At 51.7% G+C, this 21,406-nt stretch carries 22 protein-coding genes, 1 tRNA gene and 6 pseudogenes; 23 read left to right on the top strand and 6 right to left on the bottom strand.

Annotation, left to right across the window (positions count from 1 at the left end):
* The first annotated feature begins 769 nt into the window (after positions 1–769).
* The 3 genes from dacD to F7Q90_RS12140 all read left to right on the top strand — a co-directional run bounded on the left by dacD (position 770) and on the right by F7Q90_RS12140 (position 3,679).
* A complete protein-coding gene (dacD, locus tag F7Q90_RS12150) occupies positions 770–1,927 on the top strand; it encodes a serine-type D-Ala-D-Ala carboxypeptidase DacD (RefSeq protein WP_006119812.1) in 1,158 nt (385 codons plus the stop codon).
* A 209-nt stretch (positions 1,928–2,136) separates the two neighbouring features.
* The gene (locus F7Q90_RS12145) at positions 2,137–3,192 is read left to right on the top strand and encodes an FUSC family protein (protein WP_006119811.1); all 1,056 of its coding nucleotides are present in this window, start codon (positions 2,137–2,139) and stop codon (positions 3,190–3,192) included.
* Between the two features lie 160 nt (positions 3,193–3,352).
* Positions 3,353–3,679, top strand: coding sequence for a DUF496 family protein (locus tag F7Q90_RS12140; RefSeq protein WP_006119810.1), 327 nt, complete (start codon positions 3,353–3,355; stop codon positions 3,677–3,679).
* A 72-nt stretch (positions 3,680–3,751) separates the two neighbouring features.
* Here the strand turns inward: F7Q90_RS12140 and F7Q90_RS12135 are convergent, their stop codons facing one another.
* Both F7Q90_RS12135 and F7Q90_RS12130 read right to left on the bottom strand, forming a co-directional pair.
* On the bottom strand, positions 3,752–4,810 hold the full coding sequence (locus F7Q90_RS12135; RefSeq protein ID WP_006119809.1) for a LacI family DNA-binding transcriptional regulator: 1,059 nt from the start codon (positions 4,808–4,810) through the stop codon (positions 3,752–3,754).
* Positions 4,811–4,902: 92 nt separating this feature from the next.
* Entirely contained in the window at positions 4,903–5,817 is a 915-nt protein-coding gene (locus F7Q90_RS12130; protein ID WP_006119808.1) for a ketopantoate reductase family protein, read from the bottom strand.
* 270 nt (positions 5,818–6,087) lie between these two features.
* On the opposite strand from F7Q90_RS12130, the gene F7Q90_RS12125 reads away from it, so the two are divergent.
* From F7Q90_RS12125 to F7Q90_RS12095, 5 genes and pseudogenes are all read left to right on the top strand, one after another.
* Positions 6,088–7,110, top strand: a complete 1,023-nt coding sequence (locus F7Q90_RS12125; protein ID WP_006119807.1) for an LLM class flavin-dependent oxidoreductase — start codon at positions 6,088–6,090, stop codon at positions 7,108–7,110.
* A gap of 461 nt (positions 7,111–7,571) precedes the next feature.
* Positions 7,572–8,097 (top strand): annotated as a pseudogene (locus F7Q90_RS27870) (Hcp family type VI secretion system effector).
* 36 nt (positions 8,098–8,133) lie between these two features.
* Entirely contained in the window at positions 8,134–8,946 is an 813-nt protein-coding gene (locus tag F7Q90_RS12105) for a hypothetical protein (protein ID WP_006119804.1), read from the top strand.
* A gap of 872 nt (positions 8,947–9,818) precedes the next feature.
* Positions 9,819–10,070, top strand: a complete 252-nt coding sequence (locus F7Q90_RS12100; protein WP_033740409.1) for a SymE family type I addiction module toxin — start codon at positions 9,819–9,821, stop codon at positions 10,068–10,070.
* Between the two features lie 65 nt (positions 10,071–10,135).
* Complete coding sequence (locus F7Q90_RS12095; protein WP_006119803.1) at positions 10,136–10,405, top strand: hypothetical protein; 270 nt, start codon at positions 10,136–10,138, stop codon at positions 10,403–10,405.
* A 125-nt stretch (positions 10,406–10,530) separates the two neighbouring features.
* On the opposite strand, the gene F7Q90_RS12090 is transcribed toward F7Q90_RS12095, so the two are convergent.
* A tRNA-Asn gene (locus tag F7Q90_RS12090) sits at positions 10,531–10,606 on the bottom strand.
* Between the two features lie 305 nt (positions 10,607–10,911).
* Between F7Q90_RS12090 and F7Q90_RS12085 the strand changes: the two are divergent.
* Positions 10,912–12,032, top strand: a pseudogene (locus F7Q90_RS12085) (Gfo/Idh/MocA family protein).
* Between the two features lie 72 nt (positions 12,033–12,104).
* Here the strand turns inward: F7Q90_RS12085 and F7Q90_RS12080 are convergent.
* Together F7Q90_RS12080 and F7Q90_RS12075 are read right to left on the bottom strand one after the other, a co-directional pair.
* Positions 12,105–12,644: pseudogene (locus F7Q90_RS12080) on the bottom strand (glycosyltransferase); the annotation flags it as partial.
* A 187-nt stretch (positions 12,645–12,831) separates the two neighbouring features.
* Positions 12,832–13,566 carry an XRE family transcriptional regulator gene (locus F7Q90_RS12075; RefSeq protein WP_044242191.1) on the bottom strand — a complete coding sequence of 245 codons (735 nt, stop codon included), beginning with the start codon at positions 13,564–13,566 and terminating at the stop codon, positions 12,832–12,834.
* 187 nt (positions 13,567–13,753) lie between these two features.
* Between F7Q90_RS12075 and F7Q90_RS12070 the strand changes: the two genes are divergently transcribed.
* The 14 genes and pseudogenes from F7Q90_RS12070 (at position 13,754) to F7Q90_RS12005 (ending at position 21,194) form a co-directional block, all read left to right on the top strand.
* On the top strand, positions 13,754–14,017 hold the full coding sequence (locus tag F7Q90_RS12070) for a helix-turn-helix domain-containing protein (protein WP_044242190.1): 264 nt from the start codon (positions 13,754–13,756) through the stop codon (positions 14,015–14,017).
* 5 nt (positions 14,018–14,022) lie between these two features.
* Positions 14,023–16,086, top strand: coding sequence for a Mu transposase C-terminal domain-containing protein (locus F7Q90_RS12065; RefSeq protein ID WP_044242189.1), 2,064 nt, complete (start codon positions 14,023–14,025; stop codon positions 16,084–16,086).
* Positions 16,087–16,097: 11 nt separating this feature from the next.
* Positions 16,098–16,991 carry an ATPase gene (locus tag F7Q90_RS12060; protein ID WP_006119798.1) on the top strand — a complete coding sequence of 298 codons (894 nt, stop codon included), beginning with the start codon at positions 16,098–16,100 and terminating at the stop codon, positions 16,989–16,991.
* 10 nt (positions 16,992–17,001) lie between these two features.
* Complete coding sequence (locus F7Q90_RS12055; protein ID WP_006119797.1) at positions 17,002–17,280, top strand: hypothetical protein; 279 nt, start codon at positions 17,002–17,004, stop codon at positions 17,278–17,280.
* Complete coding sequence (locus F7Q90_RS12050) at positions 17,280–17,564, top strand: hypothetical protein (RefSeq protein ID WP_006119796.1); 285 nt, start codon at positions 17,280–17,282, stop codon at positions 17,562–17,564. Before F7Q90_RS12055 ends, F7Q90_RS12050 begins: the two co-directional genes overlap by 1 nt.
* Before the next feature lie 196 nt (positions 17,565–17,760).
* Positions 17,761–18,039: pseudogene (locus F7Q90_RS12045) on the top strand (DUF3164 family protein); the annotation flags it as partial.
* Between the two features lie 158 nt (positions 18,040–18,197).
* Positions 18,198–18,581: pseudogene (locus F7Q90_RS12040) on the top strand (DUF3164 family protein); the annotation flags it as partial.
* A 52-nt stretch (positions 18,582–18,633) separates the two neighbouring features.
* Positions 18,634–18,819 (top strand): ANR family transcriptional regulator, encoded by a 186-nt coding sequence (locus F7Q90_RS12035; RefSeq protein ID WP_006119795.1) that lies wholly within the window; start codon positions 18,634–18,636, stop codon positions 18,817–18,819.
* Positions 18,806–18,997, top strand: a complete 192-nt coding sequence (locus F7Q90_RS12030) for a hypothetical protein (protein ID WP_006119794.1) — start codon at positions 18,806–18,808, stop codon at positions 18,995–18,997. The genes F7Q90_RS12035 and F7Q90_RS12030 overlap by 14 nt, the downstream gene beginning before the upstream one ends.
* Before the next feature lie 81 nt (positions 18,998–19,078).
* The gene (locus F7Q90_RS12025; RefSeq protein WP_006119793.1) at positions 19,079–19,798 is read left to right on the top strand and encodes a DUF2786 domain-containing protein; all 720 of its coding nucleotides are present in this window, start codon (positions 19,079–19,081) and stop codon (positions 19,796–19,798) included.
* Position 19,799: 1 nt separating this feature from the next.
* Positions 19,800–20,246 (top strand): hypothetical protein, encoded by a 447-nt coding sequence (locus F7Q90_RS12020; protein WP_044242187.1) that lies wholly within the window; start codon positions 19,800–19,802, stop codon positions 20,244–20,246.
* Entirely contained in the window at positions 20,243–20,461 is a 219-nt protein-coding gene (locus F7Q90_RS12015; RefSeq protein ID WP_006119791.1) for a hypothetical protein, read from the top strand. The genes F7Q90_RS12020 and F7Q90_RS12015 overlap by 4 nt, the downstream gene beginning before the upstream one ends.
* Positions 20,458–21,006 (top strand): hypothetical protein, encoded by a 549-nt coding sequence (locus tag F7Q90_RS12010; RefSeq protein ID WP_006119790.1) that lies wholly within the window; start codon positions 20,458–20,460, stop codon positions 21,004–21,006. Before F7Q90_RS12015 ends, F7Q90_RS12010 begins: the two co-directional genes overlap by 4 nt.
* Entirely contained in the window at positions 21,006–21,194 is a 189-nt protein-coding gene (locus tag F7Q90_RS12005; protein WP_006119789.1) for a hypothetical protein, read from the top strand. The genes F7Q90_RS12010 and F7Q90_RS12005 overlap by 1 nt, the downstream gene beginning before the upstream one ends.
* A 63-nt stretch (positions 21,195–21,257) precedes the next feature.
* Here the strand turns inward: F7Q90_RS12005 and F7Q90_RS12000 are convergent.
* Positions 21,258–21,406, bottom strand: a pseudogene (locus tag F7Q90_RS12000) (IS630 family transposase); the annotation flags it as partial.

Genomic DNA, 21,406 nt, shown 5'->3' with positions numbered 1-21,406 from the left:
GCGGTGGCACAGAGGATAAATCCGCTTCCGGTCGGTTCGTAACGGCAGACTCTGACGGTCACGACGGGCGCATTTCTTCACAAAGCGTGACGGTGTGTAAAAGATCATATGCTTGTATCATCCTTTACATGGTGATGTTCAGCTGACGGGGCATTTAAAACGATGAGGGTTATGCAACGGTTTACCTTCCTTGATGGAGTCAGGGCGTAGATTCCGAAACAGAATTAAGAAAGACATCTGCCTGATTCCTGATGATGACGTTCAGACCAAAATACTGGCGCAGAGCTAACCATACCGCTAAAAAGTAGACTCAAACCCAGGGTGTCCACGATTTATCAAATACTGATCGGCAAAGAAACGGCCGGGGCGGGTTAACGATGCATGGCGCGTCAGTAAGAAACTTCATGCCAGGGATATGACCTCAACGAAAGACCTGACAGCGCAAAGCTCGTACCTCCAGTAAGTATTTAACGTCGCCCTTAAACATTCGTCAGAGGGGGACACAGCGGGCGAACTCTTCCCGGAGCGCGAAGCATTTCCCTCAACCTAAAAGTGAATTCAGAGGCGGGCACGTCGCTGTCCTGTCTGCAAAAAATCAACGTTCAGGATAGTCGTCTGCGTGCCTGAGTACAACTGCCAGGGCGCAGGCTGTTGAATGGTGCGCAGCAGTTCATACTTTTTTTCAATTTATTTAAACCTTATTAAGGGTTTTGCCGTAAAACGTCCCGCTGTTCATGTCCGTTTTACTTGCTCAACTAAGGATGAAGTGTTGAAAAGGCGTCTGTTAATTACCGTAACTGTTTTTTGGGCTTCGCTGGCGCAGGCCGACGATATGCCATTTCCTGTGACGCCACCGGCGATTGATGCAGCCTCCTGGGTGCTGATGGACGCCACCACGGGGCAGGTGCTGACCGCGGGCAATCCCGACGAGCGCCGGAATCCCGCCAGTCTGACCAAGCTGATGACCGGCTATGTGGTCGACCGCGCGATCGACCAAAAGAAAATTACCCGCGACGACATGGTGACGGTGGGAAAAGATGCTTGGGCAGCAGGCAATCCGGTCTTTAAAGGCTCCTCACTGATGTTTCTTAAGCCCGGTGATAAGTTAAGCGTGCGTGATCTCAGCCGCGGCGTGATCATTGATTCAGGCAATGACGCCTGCGTTGCGCTGGCGGATTACGTGGCCGGTAGCCAGGACAACTTTGTTAAGTTAATGAACCACTACGTGGAGAAACTGGGGCTGACGAATACCCATTTCGAAACCGTACACGGTCTGGATGCGCCGGGGCAATATTCCAGCGCACTGGATATGGCAAAACTGTCGCGCGCCATTATTGATGGCGAGCCCGATTTCTATGCCATGTACCGTGAAAAAAACCTCACTTGGAACGGCATTACCCAGAACAACCGTAACGGCCTGCTGTGGGACAACAACCTGCACGTCGATGGCCTGAAAACGGACCATACTGAAACGGCGGGTTTCAATATCATTGCCTCCAACATTGTGGGTCAGCACCGCCTGATTGCCGTCATCATGGGCGGGAAAAGTGCGAAAGGGCGTGAAGAGCAGGCGCGCAAGCTGCTGGTCTGGGGCCAGAATACGTTTGATACCGTACAACTGTTCCATGCCGGTAAGAAAATTGGCAGTGAACATGTCTGGTACGGTAATCCGCACCAGGTTGACGTGGGCACGGCATACGATGTTTATCTGTCACTGCCGCGCAGCGAAATCCCGAACGTCAAAGCCAAATACGTGATCAACCGTACCGACCTGGAAGCGCCACTTAAAGCCAATGAGAATATTGGTGAAATCCAGGTGATGGACAAGGACAAGCAGATCGCCAGCTATCCGCTGGTGGCACTCACCGCCGTTAACGAGGCGGGCGTAGTGAGCCGCATCACGGACTACCTGAAACGCAAGTTCTAATCGTTACGTCCCTGCTTCGCCTTCGCGGGGCAGGGATGAACCCGCTATCGTGCGTCATGTGTTGTCGTCGTGGTGAATTTTGCTGATTTCCGGGGCAGGGTTGTTGATAATGGTCCGCTCAACGCTGTACAAGCGAAAACATTGACGGCGCGCCAGGATCGGCAGGGCGCGACGCGTAGAATCATTTTTTTACCAGCGGACAAGCGACTTTGCGCTCTGATAAACCCATCTCAAATCTGGAATTCTGGTTATATCGTCATTACCGCAGCGTGCACGGGTTACGCATCGCAGTGGCGTTTCTGTGTGCGTTTCTGCTTGTCCGCGTCACGGGCATTCCCGAAGGCACCTGGCCTCTGATTACCCTGGTTGTGGTGATGGGGCCGATCTCAACCTGGGGAAACGTCTTCCCGCGCGCCATTCAACGCATTGGCGGAACGATTGCCGGGTCAATCTCTGGTTTTATCGCCCTCAGGCTGGAGATGATTTCGCTGCCCGGCATGCTGGCATGGTGCGCAGTGATCATGTTTATCAGCGGCTATCTGACGCTGGGGAAACACCCTTACATGGCATTGCTGATTGGCATCACGCTGTGCGTGGTTGTAGGCGCGCCAATGGGGGATTTCACCGTGGCGATGTGGCGCGGTGGCGATGTCATTTTAGGATCGTTACTGGCGCTGTTATTTACGGCCATATGGGCGCAGCGTGCGTATATTCACTGGCGTATTCAGCTGTCAGATACGCTGGCAGAAATGGCCAAAATCTACCATGCAGGGTTTTCCGCCAACCTCGTGGAAAAGCCCCGGCTGAACAAACCGCTGGGCAAACTGCTCACCAGCGTGGTGAAAATGCGTGCCCTGCTGGAGCCGTCCAGTAAAGAAACCCTCATCCCAAAATCAGTGTTTGAAGCGATACAGACGTTGAACCGTAATATGGTGTACACCATTGAGATGCAAATTAATGCCTGGTGGGCATCACGCGAAAGTCATCTGATCATGCTGAATGCTCCGACGTTACGCCGCACGCAGGAGATGACCGAAAACGCGCTGCGAACCTTATCGGTCATGGCTGTGAAGGGGGAAACCTACGACATCATCGCGGCCAATCATGAGTTAACGGAAATCGTCAAAGAGCTTAAGCAGTTGATCGCTGACGGGAGTGACCGTCTGGAAGAAGCGCCGATTTATGGCTATGTCTGGCTGAGTCTGGAGCTGGCGAAGCAACTGGAACGCATGACGGATTTGATGCGCCTGGCGCTGCGTAAATAATCACCTCAGACAATGACTTAATGCGAAACCCGGTTTTTTTGCGCTAAGATAAGAGCCAGTCCGAATTTAGCTGTGAGAATTGCCCACAAGGCTGGCTGGCCGCTAAGCTGATCGTTTTGACTCTCTCCCTGCTTTAGCAGGCTTAAAGAAAGGTGCCATCATGGAAAATGCCAAGCAATCATTTCAGGACGTACTTGAGTTTGTCCGTACGTTCCGCCGCAAGAACAAACTGCAGCGTGAAATCGTCGATAATGAGAAGAAAATTCGTGACAACCAAAAGCGTGTGCTGCTGCTGGATAACCTGAGCGAATACATCAAACCCGGCATGAGCGTTGAGGCGATTCAGGAAATCATCGCCAGCATGCGTGCTGACTATGAAGATCGCGTGGATGAGTACATCGTCAAAAACGCTGACCTGTCTAAAGAGCGCCGCGAGCTGTCTAAAAAGCTCAAGACCATGGGCGTGGGCGAGACGAAAACGCCATAAGGCAACGCGTATTATCGCGGATAACCAGCCCGCTCCAGCCATCCGGTTGGGCGGGTTTTTTTGCGTCCGCGATCAGCGGGACAGCTTGCGGGCAATCTGCTGTAACTGACGGGCCAGCGCGGATAAGTCTGCGTCTTTGCTGGCTGGCGCGGCGGTGGTTTCCCGCACGACCAGTACCGGCTCCAGCGTCCGTGATGCGACCGCTTCCCCCTGCAGCGCGGCCAGCGCCTGCTCCACGCTCGTGGCACCCAGTTGCTGGAGATCCTGACGAATCGTGGTCAGCGGCGGCTGGTACCAGGCGCTTTCTGCCGTGTCATCGTAGCCGACAATGGAGATTTCAGCCGGAATCGCCACGCCATGCTGATGCAATGCCCGCATGGCACCCAGCGCCATTTCATCATTCGCTACCAGCAGCGCCTGGGGCAGCGCGTCCGGTAACTGAGACAGCATAGCCTGGTAGCCCGACTGGGCACTCCAGTCGCCGCGCAGCACACAACAGGGAGACAGACCGTGCCCGGCCAGCGCCTGGCGCCAGACCGCTTCACGCTGACGGGCCGATACCGAGCGAACCGGACCATTCAGCAGGCCGATGTGCGTATGTCCGAGCGCGACGAGATGCTTAACCGCGGCCCGCGCCCCTTTTTCATTGGAGTACTGGCAATGAGACACAACGGCGTGCGGTTCAGCATCCAGAAACAGCACCGGTTTTTTGCCACACAGACGACGGATTTTTTCCGCGTCGGCGGCCTCAAGCGGCATATTAATCAGTACGGCATCAACGCGCTGCGCCATCAGTTCATTCACCGTGGCTTCGGCATCGTCCGCGCTGTCCATGGCAATGACTAAATGGTAGCCGGCTCTGGCGGCGCGCTGCTGTATTGCCGAGGCAATCTGCGCTGGGGCCATTAACGCCAGATTGCTGGTGGCCAGGCCAAGGGTCCGCGTGGCTTTACCCGCTAACTGCTGCGCAACCCGATTGGGAACGTAGTTGAGCTGTTGCATCGCCGCTTCCACTTTTTCGCGGGTACGGGGAGAAACCTGCTCAGAGCGGTTAAGCACACGAGAAACGGTTTGATAGGAAACGCCCGCAAGTTGGGCAACATCATCAAGGGTCACAGAGCGGGACGTCATTCTTCCTCCAAAAGATGAGGCAGCGAGTGTAACAAATTTCCGTTACCCACGCGTCGTGCAACGGCGTGGCTGCGTGCTCATCACATCCGTGTTTAACGGTTCTGTTGATAGATCTGCAGGTTGACATTGACCGCGTTCAACAGCGGTGCAGTGATGCCATGACGGCTGGCACGTAACAGCAGGTCGCCAATGATCGGGTCGGCTTCAATCGCAAAGCCCTGAGTCAAATCACGATACATTGAGGAGGTCATCGGCGTCGACGGGTCGTTCAGCAGCGCGTAGATTTTGGCGGTCACGGCCGGGCGCAGTTGGTAGCCCTCAGCACAGATAATCTGCAGCACTTCGCTATAAATGCCCTGAAGCAACATCTCGCCGCCTGGCTGGTTCAGCACCTGTTGCGTATTCCCCCGCGCCAGGCAGCACACGGCGCCGAGTGTGCTCAGCAGCAGCCATTTTTCCCATAATTCACCGATAATATTGTCGGTAAAAACTGTGTCGACAACGCTGCTGCGAAGGGCAACATCAACCGGCTGAAGCCGGGCATCATTATTACCATCCAGCGCGCCGTAACAGATCTGGTGCAGAGGCGTTAACTGCACCACATGGCCCTGGTCGTTCAGCGTGGCGTTAATTTTGCACAGCCCACCGAGCACCCTGTCGGCACCAAAGTGGGTGACCAGCGTATTGATATGCCGCATGCCATTCAGGATCGGCATGATCAGCGTATGCAGACCGACAGCCCGCGCAATGTCCTGGATGGCCTGATCCAGACCGGTGCTTTTGACCGTGATGATGATTAAGTCGTAATGCGTATCCAGCCTGTCGGCAGTGATCAACGTCGGATGCAGCGTTTCCTGCCCTGATGGGGTCTGCAGCACCAGGCCCGTTTGTTGTAACTGACGGAAACGGCCTTCACGGACCAGAAAGGTCACATCCTGCCCGGCCTGCATCAGCCGCGCACCAAAATAACCGCCGGTTGCACCCGCACCTTCCAGTAAAATACGCATCCCTTCTCCCTCTGTTAAACGCGCCTGTCCAGATGCAGGACAGAAAGTTTAGTTATGCGTTAAAACCCATTCTGCCCGCAAGCATTATTACATTCCGCATGGGCACAGAATCGCGCATTGATCGTGTTCCATTGAGCGCGACCTATGTCAAAAATCTTGAATATAGTGCTTAAGTATATTCACTATCCCTCATGACATGGCTGGCGTAACCTTATTTCATCGATATTTATCAATGCGAAAGCACCCGTCTTTCGCCAGGAGATGTTACAGATGAAAAAGATTGGTTTTCTCTCATTTGGCCACTGGACGCCCTCGCCGCAGTCCGCCACGCGTTCTGCCCAGGACGTGTTGATGCAATCCATCGACCTGGCCGTCGCAGCGGAAGAACTGGGCGCGGATGGGGCCTATTTTCGTGTGCACCACTTCGCCCGTCAGCTCAGCTCGCCGTTCCCGCTGCTGGCTGCGGTCGGTGCACGCACCAAAAAAATTGAAATAGGGACTGGCGTGATCGACATGCGCTATGAAAATCCGCTTTATATGGTGGAGGATGCCAGCGCTGCGGATCTGATTTCCAACGGTCGCTTACAGTTGGGACTGAGCCGTGGTTCACCCGAGCAGGTGATTGATGGCTGGCGTTACTTCGGCTACGTGCCGCAGGAAGGCGAGACGGATGCGGACATGGGCCGTCGCCATACGGAAGTGTTCCTGGATGCGCTGCGTGGCGAAGGCTTTGCTAAACCGAATCCCCAGCCAATGTTTCCCAATCCACCAGGCTTGCTGCGTCTTGAACCGCTGTCGGAAGGCTTACGTGAGCGTATCTGGTGGGGCTCGGGTTCCAACGCCACCGCAGTATGGGCAGCGAAAATGGGCATGAATCTGCAAAGCTCGACGCTGAAAGATGATGAAACCGGCGAGCCGTTCCACATCCAGCAGGCCAAACAGATTCGCGCCTACCGTGACGCCTGGAAAGCGGCAGGGCATCAACGTGAACCGCGGGTTTCCGTCAGCCGCAGTATCTTCGCGCTGGTGAATGATATGGACCGCGCTTACTTTGGTCGCAGTGGTCAGGATCAGGATTCCGTCGGTTTTCTGGATGAGAAAACCCGCGCCATTTTCGGTCGCAGTTACGCGGCTGAACCCGAAAAGCTGATCAAACTGCTGGCAGAGGATCAGGCGATTGCCGAAGCGGACACCTTGCTGCTCACCGTGCCGAATCAGTTGGGCGTGGAATATAATGCCCATGTGATTGAAGCGATTCTGAAGTATGTCGCTCCTGAATTAGGCTTGCGTTAAACGCTAACTGATTCTGTGAGAATAAGGCCCCCGCGCAGTCCGGATTGCGCGGGGTTTTTCATTCTTTTTCCATCCTGATGTCCTGTCTTCTCTCCCGGTTACGTAGCAGTGAATGCCGTTTTTTTATTTTAAAAAACTATTTCGTCGCGACACAATTTCTTATTAAGAATAATCCTTTCGGATTTATCTCAATAAAATCATGCGCGTTGTAAATTAATTGACATGAATTCATGTTAATTTTATTAATGAGTAAAGGGCGTAGAAAGAATCGTTGCCTGATTAACTATCCCTAATTGCTGCGTGAATAACGCAGTCATCTTTTTATTTCCACTTTATAGCGAACAGAAATGACAGGCCGGTGCTTATCCTGAATTTAAGATGGCACTGATGCTGACGAAATGTCTCAGCCTGGCGATGTGCATCGTGCATTTTGTCCCACTCCAAACTAACCGGAAAAAAGAATGGCGATCGATATTTATTTGAAAGTTGAAGGCACCACAGGTGAATCACAGGACAGTAAACATAAAGGATGGACCGACGTACTCTCATTTGAGTGGGGGGCTTCACAACCCTGCAATATGGCTGTTGGCGGCGGTGGTGGCGCGGGGAAAGTGAGTTTTAACGATCTGCGGGGCTTTGTTGAATAATAGGTAATCATTCTGTTTTGTCTGCACTGTTTTGGTAGAAAACGCTGATGCCAGACAGAACACCGTCATACGCAAGCATGTAACGCATTGATTTTATGTTATCTGAAACAACCGTTTTCATAGTACCACAGCATAAAATCCATTTATTCAACAAAGCCTTGAGGATGTCCTGGTGACACAGACTGACTTCACCGGCGTCGGGCACGCGTCAACGCTGGGTATGCAATATTCCTTTCAGGCCAGCAAAGTGGCACTGGAATACTGGGAACAGGCTTCTCAGGGAACGAAAGCCGCTTCTGCACAGATGGGCTGGGATATTAAACAAAATAAAGAAAACTAATGACTTCGTCGGGCGGCATCAAAAAGTGAGGGCGTTATGGCATTTCCAAAAGTGAGTCTTATTGAGGGCCTGACTACGGACCCTCGTTTTAATCCTGCGGGTTCCGCTAACTTTCTGTCCAAAGAGGTGCTTGATGAAGCGCTGATTTTAGTCAGATCGTTTGAACCAGCGGAAATCGCCCGGTTGAGTAAAACCGATACCAGCCAGATTGCTTATGCGATGTCGAATTATAAAGAAGATAATAACCGTCGTTATAAAACCTGGAACGAAGAGTCGGCTTCAGTCAGGAGGCCTGGCGGAGAAATTCGGCACCTTGACAATCGTATTGGCGGCGTCAGAGTTCAGCAGGCAAGTTCGATTGCGACAGGTGCGATATCAAGCTCTACTGGCGCTACAGGTGTGGTTTTATGGTCCGCTTACCAGGGTCTTGGAAGTATTATTGGACGGGGCTCTCTTCCTGTACTGGCGGCACTCTTTTCTGCGGCAGGCGCCTACTTCGTCAACAAAAAAACCGTTGCCGTTAATCAGATGGCTGCCCATATCAAAGCACTCGCGGATCTCTTTAATACTGCACATGAAGCCTTTGAAGACTTCAAAACAGAAGCGGAGCGTAAACGCGCTAATTTTAAACCCGACGATCAAATGCGTACGCCCCTCACCTTTGAGCAAACAGTGGCATCCCATAACGCCTGGCCCCAGGATCATGCGCGGGACATGACGCCCATCCTTCAGCAATTTATCCGCCATGAATATCAGCGTGTGGAGCTGTATGGCACAAGTGCCGAGTTTGTGAAGGTTTTTTTTAAAAACCAGGCACCCCTTTCTCTTTCACGCGGCTTTGTTGAATAATAGGTAATCATTCTGTTTTGTCTGCACTGTTTTGGTAGAAAACGCTGATGCCAGACAGAACACCGTCATACGCAAGCATGTAATGCATTGATTTTATGTTATCTGAAACAACCGTTTTCATAGTACCACAGCATAAAATCCATTTATTCAACAAAGCCCTTTCACGCACGCAGTACAGTAATCTGATTAACTTAAAATTCCCGTAAGGAATGGCGAAAAGCTGTCTGAAGGCAACGCTATTCAGACGGCAAGCCCGCTTAGCGTGCCGGATGGTGAATTCACGTCTTGATAAAGGTAAGCAGCCTGACCACCTTACCGGTTAAAGCATACGCCCTGGATTTTGCGTTTACCGACTCACTTCTCAGATAAGTTACCCTGCGCGGATAAAGGTTACCCCGTGCTTTTCCGCCCGGGTAAACGGTATTACTTTGCGCCAGCCAAAAGTCAGGCTTCAGGCCCCACCATTCACATTAACCATTCGCGCATACGGCGTGTCAGTTGGCGCGCAGTATGCGTTGGAGGCGCATTAACAGTCGGCCGCAGGGCCGGACGGGACAGACAGCAGAATATTGTCAACGTTATACGAGTTAGCTTCCAGGTCCTGACTTGTTGTCATCCGCTAAAATCGTTATGGTTTACAAGCGTTTGTCAGACCCGATAGCGGGACCAGCCCAGTAAGAAAACCTCCCGATATCAGCGCGTCGGCACTCTTGTAACTCATTGATGTCTTGCAGACAGAAACAGTAAGCGGGCTGTCTGAAGGCGCAAACCCGGTGCTGGTGCACCAGAAGCAGGTACAGCCTCATCCGGCCTGTATCGCGCCAAATGGCCTAGCGAATGATGGACTCACCTTATTGACCAGGAGCTTGCAAATGACGATGAATGCCCGATCTTCTGACGCTGCACTTACGGCGGCCTCATTTAAAACCCAGCGACATTATACAGTTGGATATGTACCTAAATTCGGGGACACCAGCACACCTGCACTGAACATTAGTGGCAAATGGTTACGTGAATTGGGATTCGAGACGGGGACGAAGGTAAGGGCAGAGATCAGCAAGGGCTGTATCGTGTTGCAGGTCGAGACACCGGAGTCAGAAGAGAACCTTTCCCGAGCGCGTTAAGGGTTGTGTTGCTCTCACCACCGTTTATAGTTACAGAATCAACCGCCCCGTTTAAGGAGCCTGACATGCCACATTACTGTTTTTTCCAAAAGGGTAAGCAGATTGTCGTGCTGGAAAAATCGTCTACAGACAACGCTACCGAGCTCATTGCGCAGGGCTATGAAAAGCAATTTGAGGAGGTGAGTGCGTCCAGTGAGAAAAAGGCACTCGCTCGCTTTGCGGATATTCGCCAACGTAACCAGGCGGATTACGAGGACTTCCTGGCGGGGGCGGCAACGATGCCGATCATCGATGGCTTACGCGCGGTAGCGGGTTTTATCGTAGGTAAGAAGTAGCGCAGCCGGAGCAGCGTCTGCGTTAAGTTCCCTGCGCTGTAACGCGACCTGGATTGTTGCGTATTTCAGGCCATTCCCGAAACAAAAAGCCCGCTCAGGTTTCCCTGAGCGGGCTTCTCTAAATCTGGCTCCTCTGACTGGACTCGAACCAGTGACATACGGATTAACAGTCCGCCGTTCTACCGACTGAACTACAGAGGAATCGTTTGAACGGGGCGCATATTATCGACGTCGTGCAGGCTTGTCAAAGCTCTTTTTCATAAAAGTGTCTGATTGCTGAAATACTCGCCAACTCTGTGTGCTGTGCCGTATCGCTAACGCTAACAAGCGGCTTCACAGGGTTTCTTATTGCGTAAACAGAAACCCACTCCGCGTAAAATTTCGCCTTGGACTGGACAGTGACGATTGTTCTTTATGTTCGTCACATTTATTTCATTTTTAGTTTGAAATGCTCATAAATGGAATTGAAATTTCATTTCAACTTTCGCTGTCCGCCCGGAGTCCAAATGAACAAAGTCAGAATCGGCATGATCGGCAGTGGCTACATTGGCCGCTGTCATGCGATTGCTTATGCCCAGGCCCCTGCGGTGTTTGCGTTAAAAGGGGAGATTGTCCGTGAGATGCTGGCAGAGGTGAATCCGGAACTGGCGGCAAAGCAGGCCGCCACCTTTGGGTTTGCCCGCTCAACCGGTGACTGGCGTGAGCTGGTGTGCGATCCCAATATTGATGTGGTGGATATCTGTGCGCCCAATTTTCTGCATAAAGAGATGGCGCTGGCTGCGATTGCTAACGGTAAACATGCTATTCCGAAAAGCCGCTTTCCCTGACCGTAGCGGATGCCCGGGAAATGGTGGAAGCCGCGGCAAAGGCCAGCGTGAAAACGCTGGTGGGCTTCAATTACATGAAAAACCCCACCAGTCAGCTGGCGAAAGAGATTATTGCCCGAGGCGAAATCGGCGAAGTGGTGCACTTTTATGGCACGCACAATGAGGACTATCTGGCAAAACCTGATACTCCGCTCGACTGGCACTGCCAAAAAGCGCTGGCCGGACTGGGCGCCCTGGGCGATCTGGCTGCGCATATCGTCAATATGGCGCATTATCTGGTCGGCAATATTGTGGAAGTCAGCGGCGATATGATGACGGTCATCAGGTCGCGTCCTGACCCGAAAGATCTCAGTCGTCAGTTACCGGTTGAAAACGAAGATCAGGCCAGCGCATTGCTGCGTTTCCAGAACGGGGCGCACGGCGTGATTGAAACCTCGCGCATTGCCTGCGGAGCCAAGATGGGCCTGACCTATGTGGTGACGGGCACTAAAGGCACGCTGCGCTATACGCAGGAACGGATGGCAGAGCTTGAACTCTATCTTCATGATGAACCCGCAGGGCGTCAGGGCTTCAAAACGATTCTGACCGGGCCTGCTCATCCGGATTACGCCAGTTTCTGTGTGTCAGCAGGCCACGGTATCGGCTTCAACGATCAAAAGACCGTGGAAATACGCGATCTGATTAATGGCGTCGCCGCAGGCGATCATATGTGGCCGGATTTTGCCGAAGGTTTGCAGGTACAAAAGGTGCTGGAGGCGATTGCGCTGTCCGCCACAGAACAGTGCTGGCAGGAAGTCTGATAGTAGTTACAGCATACTTTAACGCACAGACGGGAACCTGTGCGCCTGCGGACAGGCAGGCGCACGTTGTTATCAGCAGTCAGATGCTTTGTCCCACCACAGCTTGTCCATCGCGTAATAGCGGTCACGCTGGCTCACCGGCTGTGACAAATCCCGCTCCCAGGGCTTCGCCAGGATGTAGTGCAGGTTCTTCACTTCTTTACATTCCCACAACGTATCGTGCTGAAAACGAAGCGTTTTTAGCGCGTTATAAATATAGGAAAGGGGCAGCCATTTATCTTTAAAAGCTTCGTTGAGCAAGTCTTGTTCTGAGAAGGCATAGGCGCGCAGGTCATCAATGGCGGCAATACGCGCTTCAAGATCGTTAAAGACAGTCTCATCCGGTTCCAGCACCAGGAATCCACCGTTCAGGTAATAATCCACATGAGCCGGCGGCGTCTGCTCGCGCTCCTGCCAAGTATAGTGGCAGAACTCGGGCTCCCAACTGTCAGGATAGGACTCAATCTGGTTGGGATTACAGCGGCAGGCGTGGCAGGCGGCCAGCACGAAGTCACCCAGGTCCAGTGTAAACAGTTCATCCATATTCTTTAAGATGAGCATGTCTGTGGGGAGGTGATCGTTTTTGCATGGCGGATGAATTAGAGGTAATGGGCTGGAAAGCCAGACTCAGAGCGGCTCGCCGATAGTCGGAGCCATTTTGCAGGGTTCTAAAAATTTTGAGCAAAAATAGAAAAAACGCGTTTTATTCTGCACTGCTTTGAACTAGTTGCAGGCTGTTTTAACTCGCTTTTAAACAGCCTTAAATAACTCGTCCATACCAAACCACCTTACCGAGTATATCGAAATCATGTGGGATGTCGTTGAGGCTTATGTTGTAAGGCTCGTATGCAGGGTTTGTACTCGTTATACGTAGTTGAGCGCCAGGCAGCCTCTGCACGCGCTTTACAAGCAACTGACCATCAATCCTCAGCACATAAATTCCTTCACGAGGATCGCGATCTGCATGATTTACCAGAATGATGTCCTTATCGTTCAATACACCTTCCATTGAATCGCCAGTAACGCTTATAACCGAAAGCATAGAAGGGTCTGCTTTTAGATGGTTAACGATCCAATATCGGCGAAAACTAACCGTAAACATAGGGCTCTCATCATCATTGTATGCCCCATAGCCAGCAGCTGCCGATACATTGTATCGAGGAACAAAAACAAACTCTTCAAGATCTACTGTATTCCCTTTCACATCAATAGCGACAGCGTTAGAGCCTGCGTTGACGTTGAGGCTAGTTACTTTAGTGCTAGATGCGTCATCACCCGTCAGTAGCTTCTCAACAGAAGACTCAAGAATGTCTGACAACTTCAATACATAGGAAGCTGTAGGTTCCCTCTCCTCATTTTCCCATGCCTGCAATGTAGACAAAGAAACCCCTAACCGTTCTGCAACGTGGTTTCTGGAAAGCTTCATATCTTCACGATAAGAGCGAATACGCTTTCCTATACCTTCAATCAACTCACTTTCAGGTTTATCAGCCATAACTAGAAAATCCTTATGATTTATTTTCTACTTTTCATGTAGCGCATAACAGATTGTTTTCAATGAAAAAAGACCCTAACTACTAGATTTAGTAAACCTGAAAGTTACTTTAATGACTCATTTTCAGGTTTGTATAGTTCGTTTTCGATCATAATGTATCTATGAAATAACCTAAGGAGGTTAACCAATGAGTACATTTGAAAGCGCAAAAAAAAGCCAGACTCAGTCTGACTGGCACAGGGCCGATATAGTCGCAGCTCTTCATAAACAGGGATGGTCTTTGCATCGCCTTTCCATTCACCACGGTTACAAAAGCGCTGGCTCTCTTAAAAATGCTTTAGATCGACCTTGGCCTAAGGGGCAGAAAATCATCGCGGAAGCGATAGGTTTACCGCCAGAGGCTATCTGGCCTACCCGGTATGATAAACGATTTTCAGGTGAATGGAATTAAATAACATGGCTGAGATTAACCTGAAAACACACTACACGGCTCAAGAGTTAGCAGATATGACCCTTCCTGGGTTGCCTTTAACTCGTCCAGGTATCACTGCGAGAGCTAAAAGCTGTGGGTGGAAAACCAGAGCGCGTAGTGGGCGTGGCGGTGGAAGTGAGTACGCGATTGAATTCCTTCCAGATGCTGCACAGGAAGCAATTCGTGAAAAAGCTTATTTATCCATTCTTGAATCAGGTAACAAAAAGGTCATCAATCAGCCCCGTTTAAATACCGGAAAATTAAAGCCTCTGCATGAGGTTGAACTGATGAGGCAGTGCCCTGCATTGCTGGAAAGAGAAATTTCGTCTCTCACTGAAAAGCAGAAACAAATTGCGGATGCACGCGCAGCACTAGCGATGGAAGTTGAGCGGCTCCGTCAGGCAGGTATGTCACGTGCTGGCGCTGTTAAGTTCATTGCTGATGCATCCCGCAAAGGAACGCTGCCGGGTGAGTTACAGGCAGCGGCAGAACAGGCAAATGCACGCAAAGGCTGTACACGTTCTGGCGTAGGTGAGCGCAGCCTGCAGGAATGGCTGAGCATTTTTCAGAGTACAAAACCGGGCGTTGAACGACTGGCCTTACTGGCCCCCGGCCATCTGAAAGCGAAAAAACCCGAGCAGATTAAATGGCTTCCTGACTTTCTGGCCCACTGGCGCAGCCTCAATGGCCCCTCACTGACGACGGCTTACGGCGCTTTCAGGGATGAATGGTGCGAGCGCTACAGTGACCAGCCAGCAATGGCAGACGCCTGTCCGTCATTTGATGCCGTTCGCCGGGCTATGGCAAAGCTGCCTAAACGCGAGAAAGCACGCGGACGCGTCAGCGGTTCAGCTGCACTGGCATATGAGACTTACCAGAAGCGTGACTGGTCACAAATGCCTGTTAACGGCTGCTGGATAGCGGACGGTAAGTCTCTGAACATGAAAGTTGAGCACCCTGTACATGGGCGACCCTTCACCCCTGAACTGACGATGGTCATTGATGGCCGCACCCGTATGGTGGTCGGCTGGAGTCTTGCCTTGTCAGAAAACGTTATCGCCGTTGCTGATGCGTGGCGTCATGCGATGAGCCGTTTCGGTAAGCCACTTTTTGTGTATTCCGATAACGGCGGCGGTGAGGCCAACAAGACACTCGATGCTGAGGTGACGGGTATTTTTCCCCGCATGGGCGTCAGGCACATGACCAGTATTCCAGGCAGGCCACAGTCACGCGGGATTATTGAGCGTCTTAACGGTGTGATCCCCCGCGCTATCGCGCAGAAATATGACACCTACAACGGCTACGGAGCTGACCGTGAACACGTCCGCATGATGGGGCGCAGCATTCAGTCGGCAGTGAAAGCACAGGATAACGGACGTGAACTGACGTCTGCGCAGGTGAAATCGCTTAAACGTCTGCCTTCATGGCAGCAGCTGCTGGATGTGGTTGAGGAAGAGGTCGAGAAGTACAACACGCGTCACCAGCACAGCGAATTACCTAAACGCAATGGCCGTCACATGACCCCGGCTGAGTACCGCCGCGAGGTGCTGGCAAGTGAAGACGATGAAATTGAGTACCTGACCGAAATAGAGCTCCGCGAACTGTTTATGCCGGAGGTTATCCGTAAGGCGCAGCGTGGTTGGATTGAGCTGATGAATAACCAGTACTTCTCAGAGTCACTGATTACAGTGGACGGTGAAGAAGTCCGCGTTGCGTTTGATATTCACGATCCACAGGAAGTCATTATCCGCCGAATGGATGGCACCTATGTCTGCAGCGCTATCTGGAACGGCAACAAGCGTGCCGCCATTCCGGTCAGTGCAATGGATGTATCGGTCGAGAAACGCCGTCAGCGTCGTCTCAAGCGCGTTGAAGAGCAGCGTCAGGAAATCGAAGCCGAGGCCCGTCCAATGCTGCCCGGTCAGTCATTCAGTGATTTTGGAAGCTTTATCCCTGCCGACTACGAAGTGGTTAAAAAGGAAGAAGAATATTTCTTTCTCCAGACCGATTTTGAAGAACACCTGAAAAAAACCGGCCATAACCGGTAAGCGAGGAATCAATGAGTTTAGTTAAGGCACTGACCGAACTGATGGAGCGTAAAGGCTACAACCAGTCTCACGTAGCACGCGCTATCGGTAAAAGCCCGGCAACTATCAGTACATACCTGAAAGGTATTTATGCCGGTGATGTAAAAAAACTTGATGAAGATATTCAGAACTTTATCGAGCGGGAGTCAGAGCGCGATCGTTCCGTACGCATCGATGCGCAGTACATACCGACCCTCACCTCGCGTAAGGGACTGGATGTCATCCGCATGGCGCATATCGACAGCGAAATTAACGTGATTTATGGCGATGCGGGACTCGGTAAAACCATGATTTTACGTGAGTACCTTGCGCAGCATAAAGATGCTGTGCTGATTGAGGCTGACCCCGGCTACACCGCGCGCGTTGTATTAGAAGAGCTGTGCAGCCGTCTGGGTCTGAGCAAGCGCGGCAACATGCATGAACTCAGTGAATCCTGCATTGAAGCACTGCGCGATTCAGGGCGTCTTCTGATGGTCGATGAGGCAGAAAACCTGCCATATCGCGCGCTGGAAACCCTGCGCCGAATTCATGACAAGGCCGGAATCGGCATTATCCTGGCCGGAATGCCTCGCCTCATCATCAACCTCAAAGGAAAACGCGGTGAGTACAAGCAGTTATACAGCCGCGTCGGTCTGGCGCTCAACCTGGGTGATGCGCTGCCCGTCGAGGACATTACGGCAATTGCCTGCAGCATGTTGCCGGATGCCGAAGAGAAAGACGTCAGCGATGCGCTTTTCCGTGCAAGTCACGGCAATGCACGACGCCTGTTTAAGCTGGTTCGCGGCGTCAGCCGTCACAGCACCATCAGCGGTCAGGCGGTCAGCGCCGGAGCCGTTCGTAAGTTCGCAGAAATGCTTATCAACTGAGGAATCAATCATGAGTGAGCAGACTAAAAAAATCACCGCCTGGGCATGGCGTACCGGCCTGATTGAGTTTGGTGAAGTGTATCCAGAAGGTTCGCTGCCAATCATCACAGGTGAAGAGCATGTTGTCAGGGAGCTTATCGAGACACATTCCCGCCTGTCTTACAGCGGTGAACCGCTGGTGCCTGGTGTGCCGGAGGCCGTGGATGGTCATGAAGCGATAGAAGCACTCAACCGCTTCATGGTGAGGCTTGATGCGGCAATCAATACAGGCTCAGGGAGGCTGCACTGATGAACGCTAATCAGGTCAGCAATACAGCTGTTATGTCGGCGCTGGCCCGTGCCGAAGCGCTGGTGATTTATCTCACGGCACAGGGCGTGAAAGTTAACGGGATATCGCTGCGTAATGCGCAGCCCGTTATCCGCATCGCCCGGCATGGCTGGTGTGAGCGGATGTTACGTGCAGGTCACGCCCACTACAGTCAGTACGGTCATGACCGCAGCGGGCGCTACCGTCAGGGAGTTTACACGGACGGCAGCGGCTGCAGGGTCGTCTGGTCAGAGTCGATTCATTAACGAGGAAGTGAAATATGGCAAAAATCATCATCAGTATTAAGGCAAAGCCACAGGGGCTGTCTGTGGATTGCGAGGTTGAGCCGGAGAACGACGACACAAGCCGTGTTCAGCATATTGCATCAGTCGTCGCACTTGGTCTGTCAACACACGTTGGCGAGAAAATTCGTAAAGCAATCAAAAAAAAAGGAAGAGAACAATGTCCACTGAAAACAAGCAGTTTACCGAGAAAGAAGCGCCACAGGGTTACTGGGTTGATGCGAAAGGCGTACTGACACCTGAATCGTTAATCAAAGATATCGACCGTGCCCGCGACAGCCTGGTGCAGGAAGTGATTGGCCGCGCCATTGAGCTAAATAAAGCGCTGGCAGAGTTCAAGTTATCCGGCTTCTCCGACATTGGCGCATTCGTTGACCTTTCAGCCAACGAATACGGCGTAAGCCTAGGCGGTAAAAAAGGCAACGTCACGCTCTACAGCTTTGATGGGGCTTTGTTGAATAAATGGATTTTATGCTGTGGTACTATGAAAACGGTTGTTTCAGATAACATAAAATCAATGCGTTACATGCTTGCGTATGACGGTGTTCTGTCTGGCATCAGCGTTTTCTACCAAAACAGTGCAGACAAAACAGAATGATTACCTATTATTCAACAAAGCCCTTTGATGGTCGTTACAAGATTCAGCGCGCCATGCAGGACCGTATCGCATTCGATGAGCGCCTGCAGGCCGCTAAGGCGCTGATTGACGAGTGCCTGGCTGACTGGACAGAAGGTGCGCGGCCTGAGATTCACGCCATCATCAACCGGGCTTTCCAGACTGAAAAAGAAGGCGAAGTGAATACGGGTGCCGTGCTGGCCCTGCGACGTCTGGAGATTGACGATGAGCGCTGGAGCAAGGCTATGCAGGCCATTGGTGAAGCCGTGCAGGTGGTTGGCAGTCGTTCATATATCCGCGTTTACGAACGCGTGGGCGACAGCGATCAGTACCGTCCGATTTCATTAGACATTGCCGGGGTGTGATATGGCGGTATTCGTGACAAGCCTCACCGAGCTATCAAAGTGCAGCGTCTATATGAAACATGCTATCGCCGCTGTTCAGTCCGAACAGTCGGGGAAGTATGCAGATGCTTACCTGCGCTGGGAGATGGCCGAGAAGCAGGCAAAAAGCGAGATTGAGCGCGTATGGGCTGTTGACCGCCGCGCGTTCTGTAACCGGGCGATGATCCACGGCTGGGGGAAACAAAGTGAAAGCGAGTGACTTTAACAAACGTTATCCGGTCGGTCAGACCTTCATTTACCAGCCTCATCCTGTCTTGCGCGGCGGTAAAGTGGTCAAAACGGTCGATATTGCACGTGATTTAAAATCGGTAACGGTCGTTGAAATTAATCAGGAGCCTTATTTCGCGAATATTAAATCGCTGAATTCGTGCCGCTGATAAATAAACCTTAATAACCCTGAAATTAAAAATGGCGTAAACCCGCACGGGCAGGTTTACGCCAAAATCTGGAGAGTCGCTATGGGCGAAAAAGATAAGTTTCTGAAAAAGATAAAAAAATTACTGGCGCTTGCCCGTAATAATTCCAGCGCAGAAGAAGCGGCGCTGGCGATGAACCGCGCTCAGGAATTAATGACGCGGCACAACATCACATCACAGGATGCAGCCTTCTCAGATATCAGCGAGGCTAAAACAGATAAATCTCCATCCCATGCGGAAAAGATGCCCGAATACATGGCCTTTCTGGCCGAAATGGTTTCCCGCGTGTTCGGTGTTAAGTTTTACACCTCACATGGCCGGGTATTTCCCGGCTATACCGCACGCCGCACCATTACTTTCTATGGCCCTGCTGAGCGGCCACAGATAGCGGCCTATGCCTTTGAGGTGCTGGGTAAACAACTCAAAAAGGCCCGACAGGTTTACGTGTCATCACTGCGTAAAAACATCAAATCAGCCACCAAAACTGCCCGCGCAGATGCCTACTGCTCGGCATGGGTCAACGGGGCTTATCAGGTTGCCAGTGATTTAGTTGTGACAGAGGCCGAGCAGACACTGATGGAGTATTACCACAAAGAAAAACTCAGCAAAGGCATGACGCAGCTTGAGCCCCGCAAACCCCGCAAAGTCAGAGGTACGGAAGCCGCAGCAAACACCGGTTATGAAGACGGTGCCGGTGCCCGGCTTCATCACGGTGTAAACGGTGCTTCTGATTCGTCGTTGTTGCTTGAGAGAGGTGCCTGACATGAAAGACTTGAGAGCAGTTTCAGGCATGAAAGCTATCGATGTTCAGGAGTTGCATCAGGCTGCTGTGCGTTGCCTGGATCTGATGGAGCTTCTTAACTACAGCCACAAAGGTTTAGTCGAAGACAAGTTCGCCATGATGGAGCCCGTTTTTCGTGAGTTCCACCGTGTAGCGAGCGCCGAAAAAATAACATCCCTCTGCCTCTACGTGGAGCAGCTGCAGGCCGAAGTTGCAGCCGCTAATCAGTACAAAGAGAGTGCCGAGAGCGAGCTTGCACGTTTGAATGACATCGCTGCTGTATCAGGCGGTAACATGACAATTGTGATCCCCCGCCCGGAACTGGCAAAGGTGTCAGGGGGAGAAAAGAGCGTGATTTTATTGCAGCCTCTGGTAAAAGAAATTACCCGGCTTGGCCTGAACTGGTGCTACGAGGGCAGTAAATCATGATTACTGTCACTGGCTGTGAACATCAGGAGCGCGGCGAACGCCGCGTCTATCACCTCAACGACCACAGCACCGTCGTTGAAAGCCCATTACTGCCAATGTCTTCCCGCTTCCGTTTTTACGACAGTCGCAACCGGACTATTTATGACCGGTCATCATGTGCAGCGATGAAAAAGAGCGTTGAAGCCTTTAAAAAAATGCGGGGTATCAAACCATGAGTTTCATCATGACCTTTACAGGTAAGCATATCGACTTCAGAAATATCAGTGAAAACAGCTTCAGCATAGAGGATATAGCAACAGCTCTCTCCAACACCTGCCGTTTTGCGGGACACCTGGAGAACTTCTACAGCGTCGCGCAGCACAGCGTTCACTGCAGTGAGCTGGTTGCGCCTGAACTGGCCTTTGAAGCGCTGATGCATGATGCCGCAGAAGCTTATCTGGGCGACGTCACCGCCCCGTTAAAGGCTCTTTTGCCCGATTACCGCCGCATTGAAAAGCAGGTCGAAACGGCCATTCGTCAAAAATACAAACTTCCTCAACAGCAGACGCCCGCTGTCAAGCGGGCTGACCTTATCATGCTGGCAACGGAAAGACGGGATTTCGGGATGGACGACGGCACGCCTTGGGTGATGCTCGACGGCATTGCTCCTGCGTCATTCGTTATTGAGCCGATGCCACCGCGTCAGGCTAAAGCGTTATTCATTAAGCAATTTTTCAAGCTCGGCGGCTTATCTAATATACCTTTGGAGGACTGGCGATAATGTTTGCTCTTATTCTCGTGCCTCTGATTGTCTATATACAGCTTGGCTGGTGCTGGGCGGATGCACTGTTACGTCTCAAAGTAACTCAGCCAGGATGTGATCACAGTTACAGGATGTCTTTCATTTTCTGGCCTGTCAGCATGATGCTGTGGGATGCGCAGCAGCAGGAGGCAGACAGTGACTATTAACATTGATTCAATGTGGGTGCTGTTGGGTATCGGGATCACCCTAAATAACTGATCCTAATACCGCTACACTTTAGCCAGCCCATGTTTTCCCCCGGGGAATGGGCTGACGGTATTCATAAAGTGATGGACCTTTTTCAACAGTTGCCACATTGAACTGCACTGGTGATTTCGGGTTATTGTCTCATGAAGCGCCTGCCACAACCGTTCGACAT

It is taken from the genome of Pantoea stewartii subsp. stewartii (assembly GCF_008801695.1).
Lineage (GTDB): Bacteria > Pseudomonadota > Gammaproteobacteria > Enterobacterales > Enterobacteriaceae > Pantoea > Pantoea stewartii.
The sequence above is the reverse complement of the archived record's forward strand: the minus strand, read 5'-3'. Positions and strand labels throughout refer to the sequence as shown.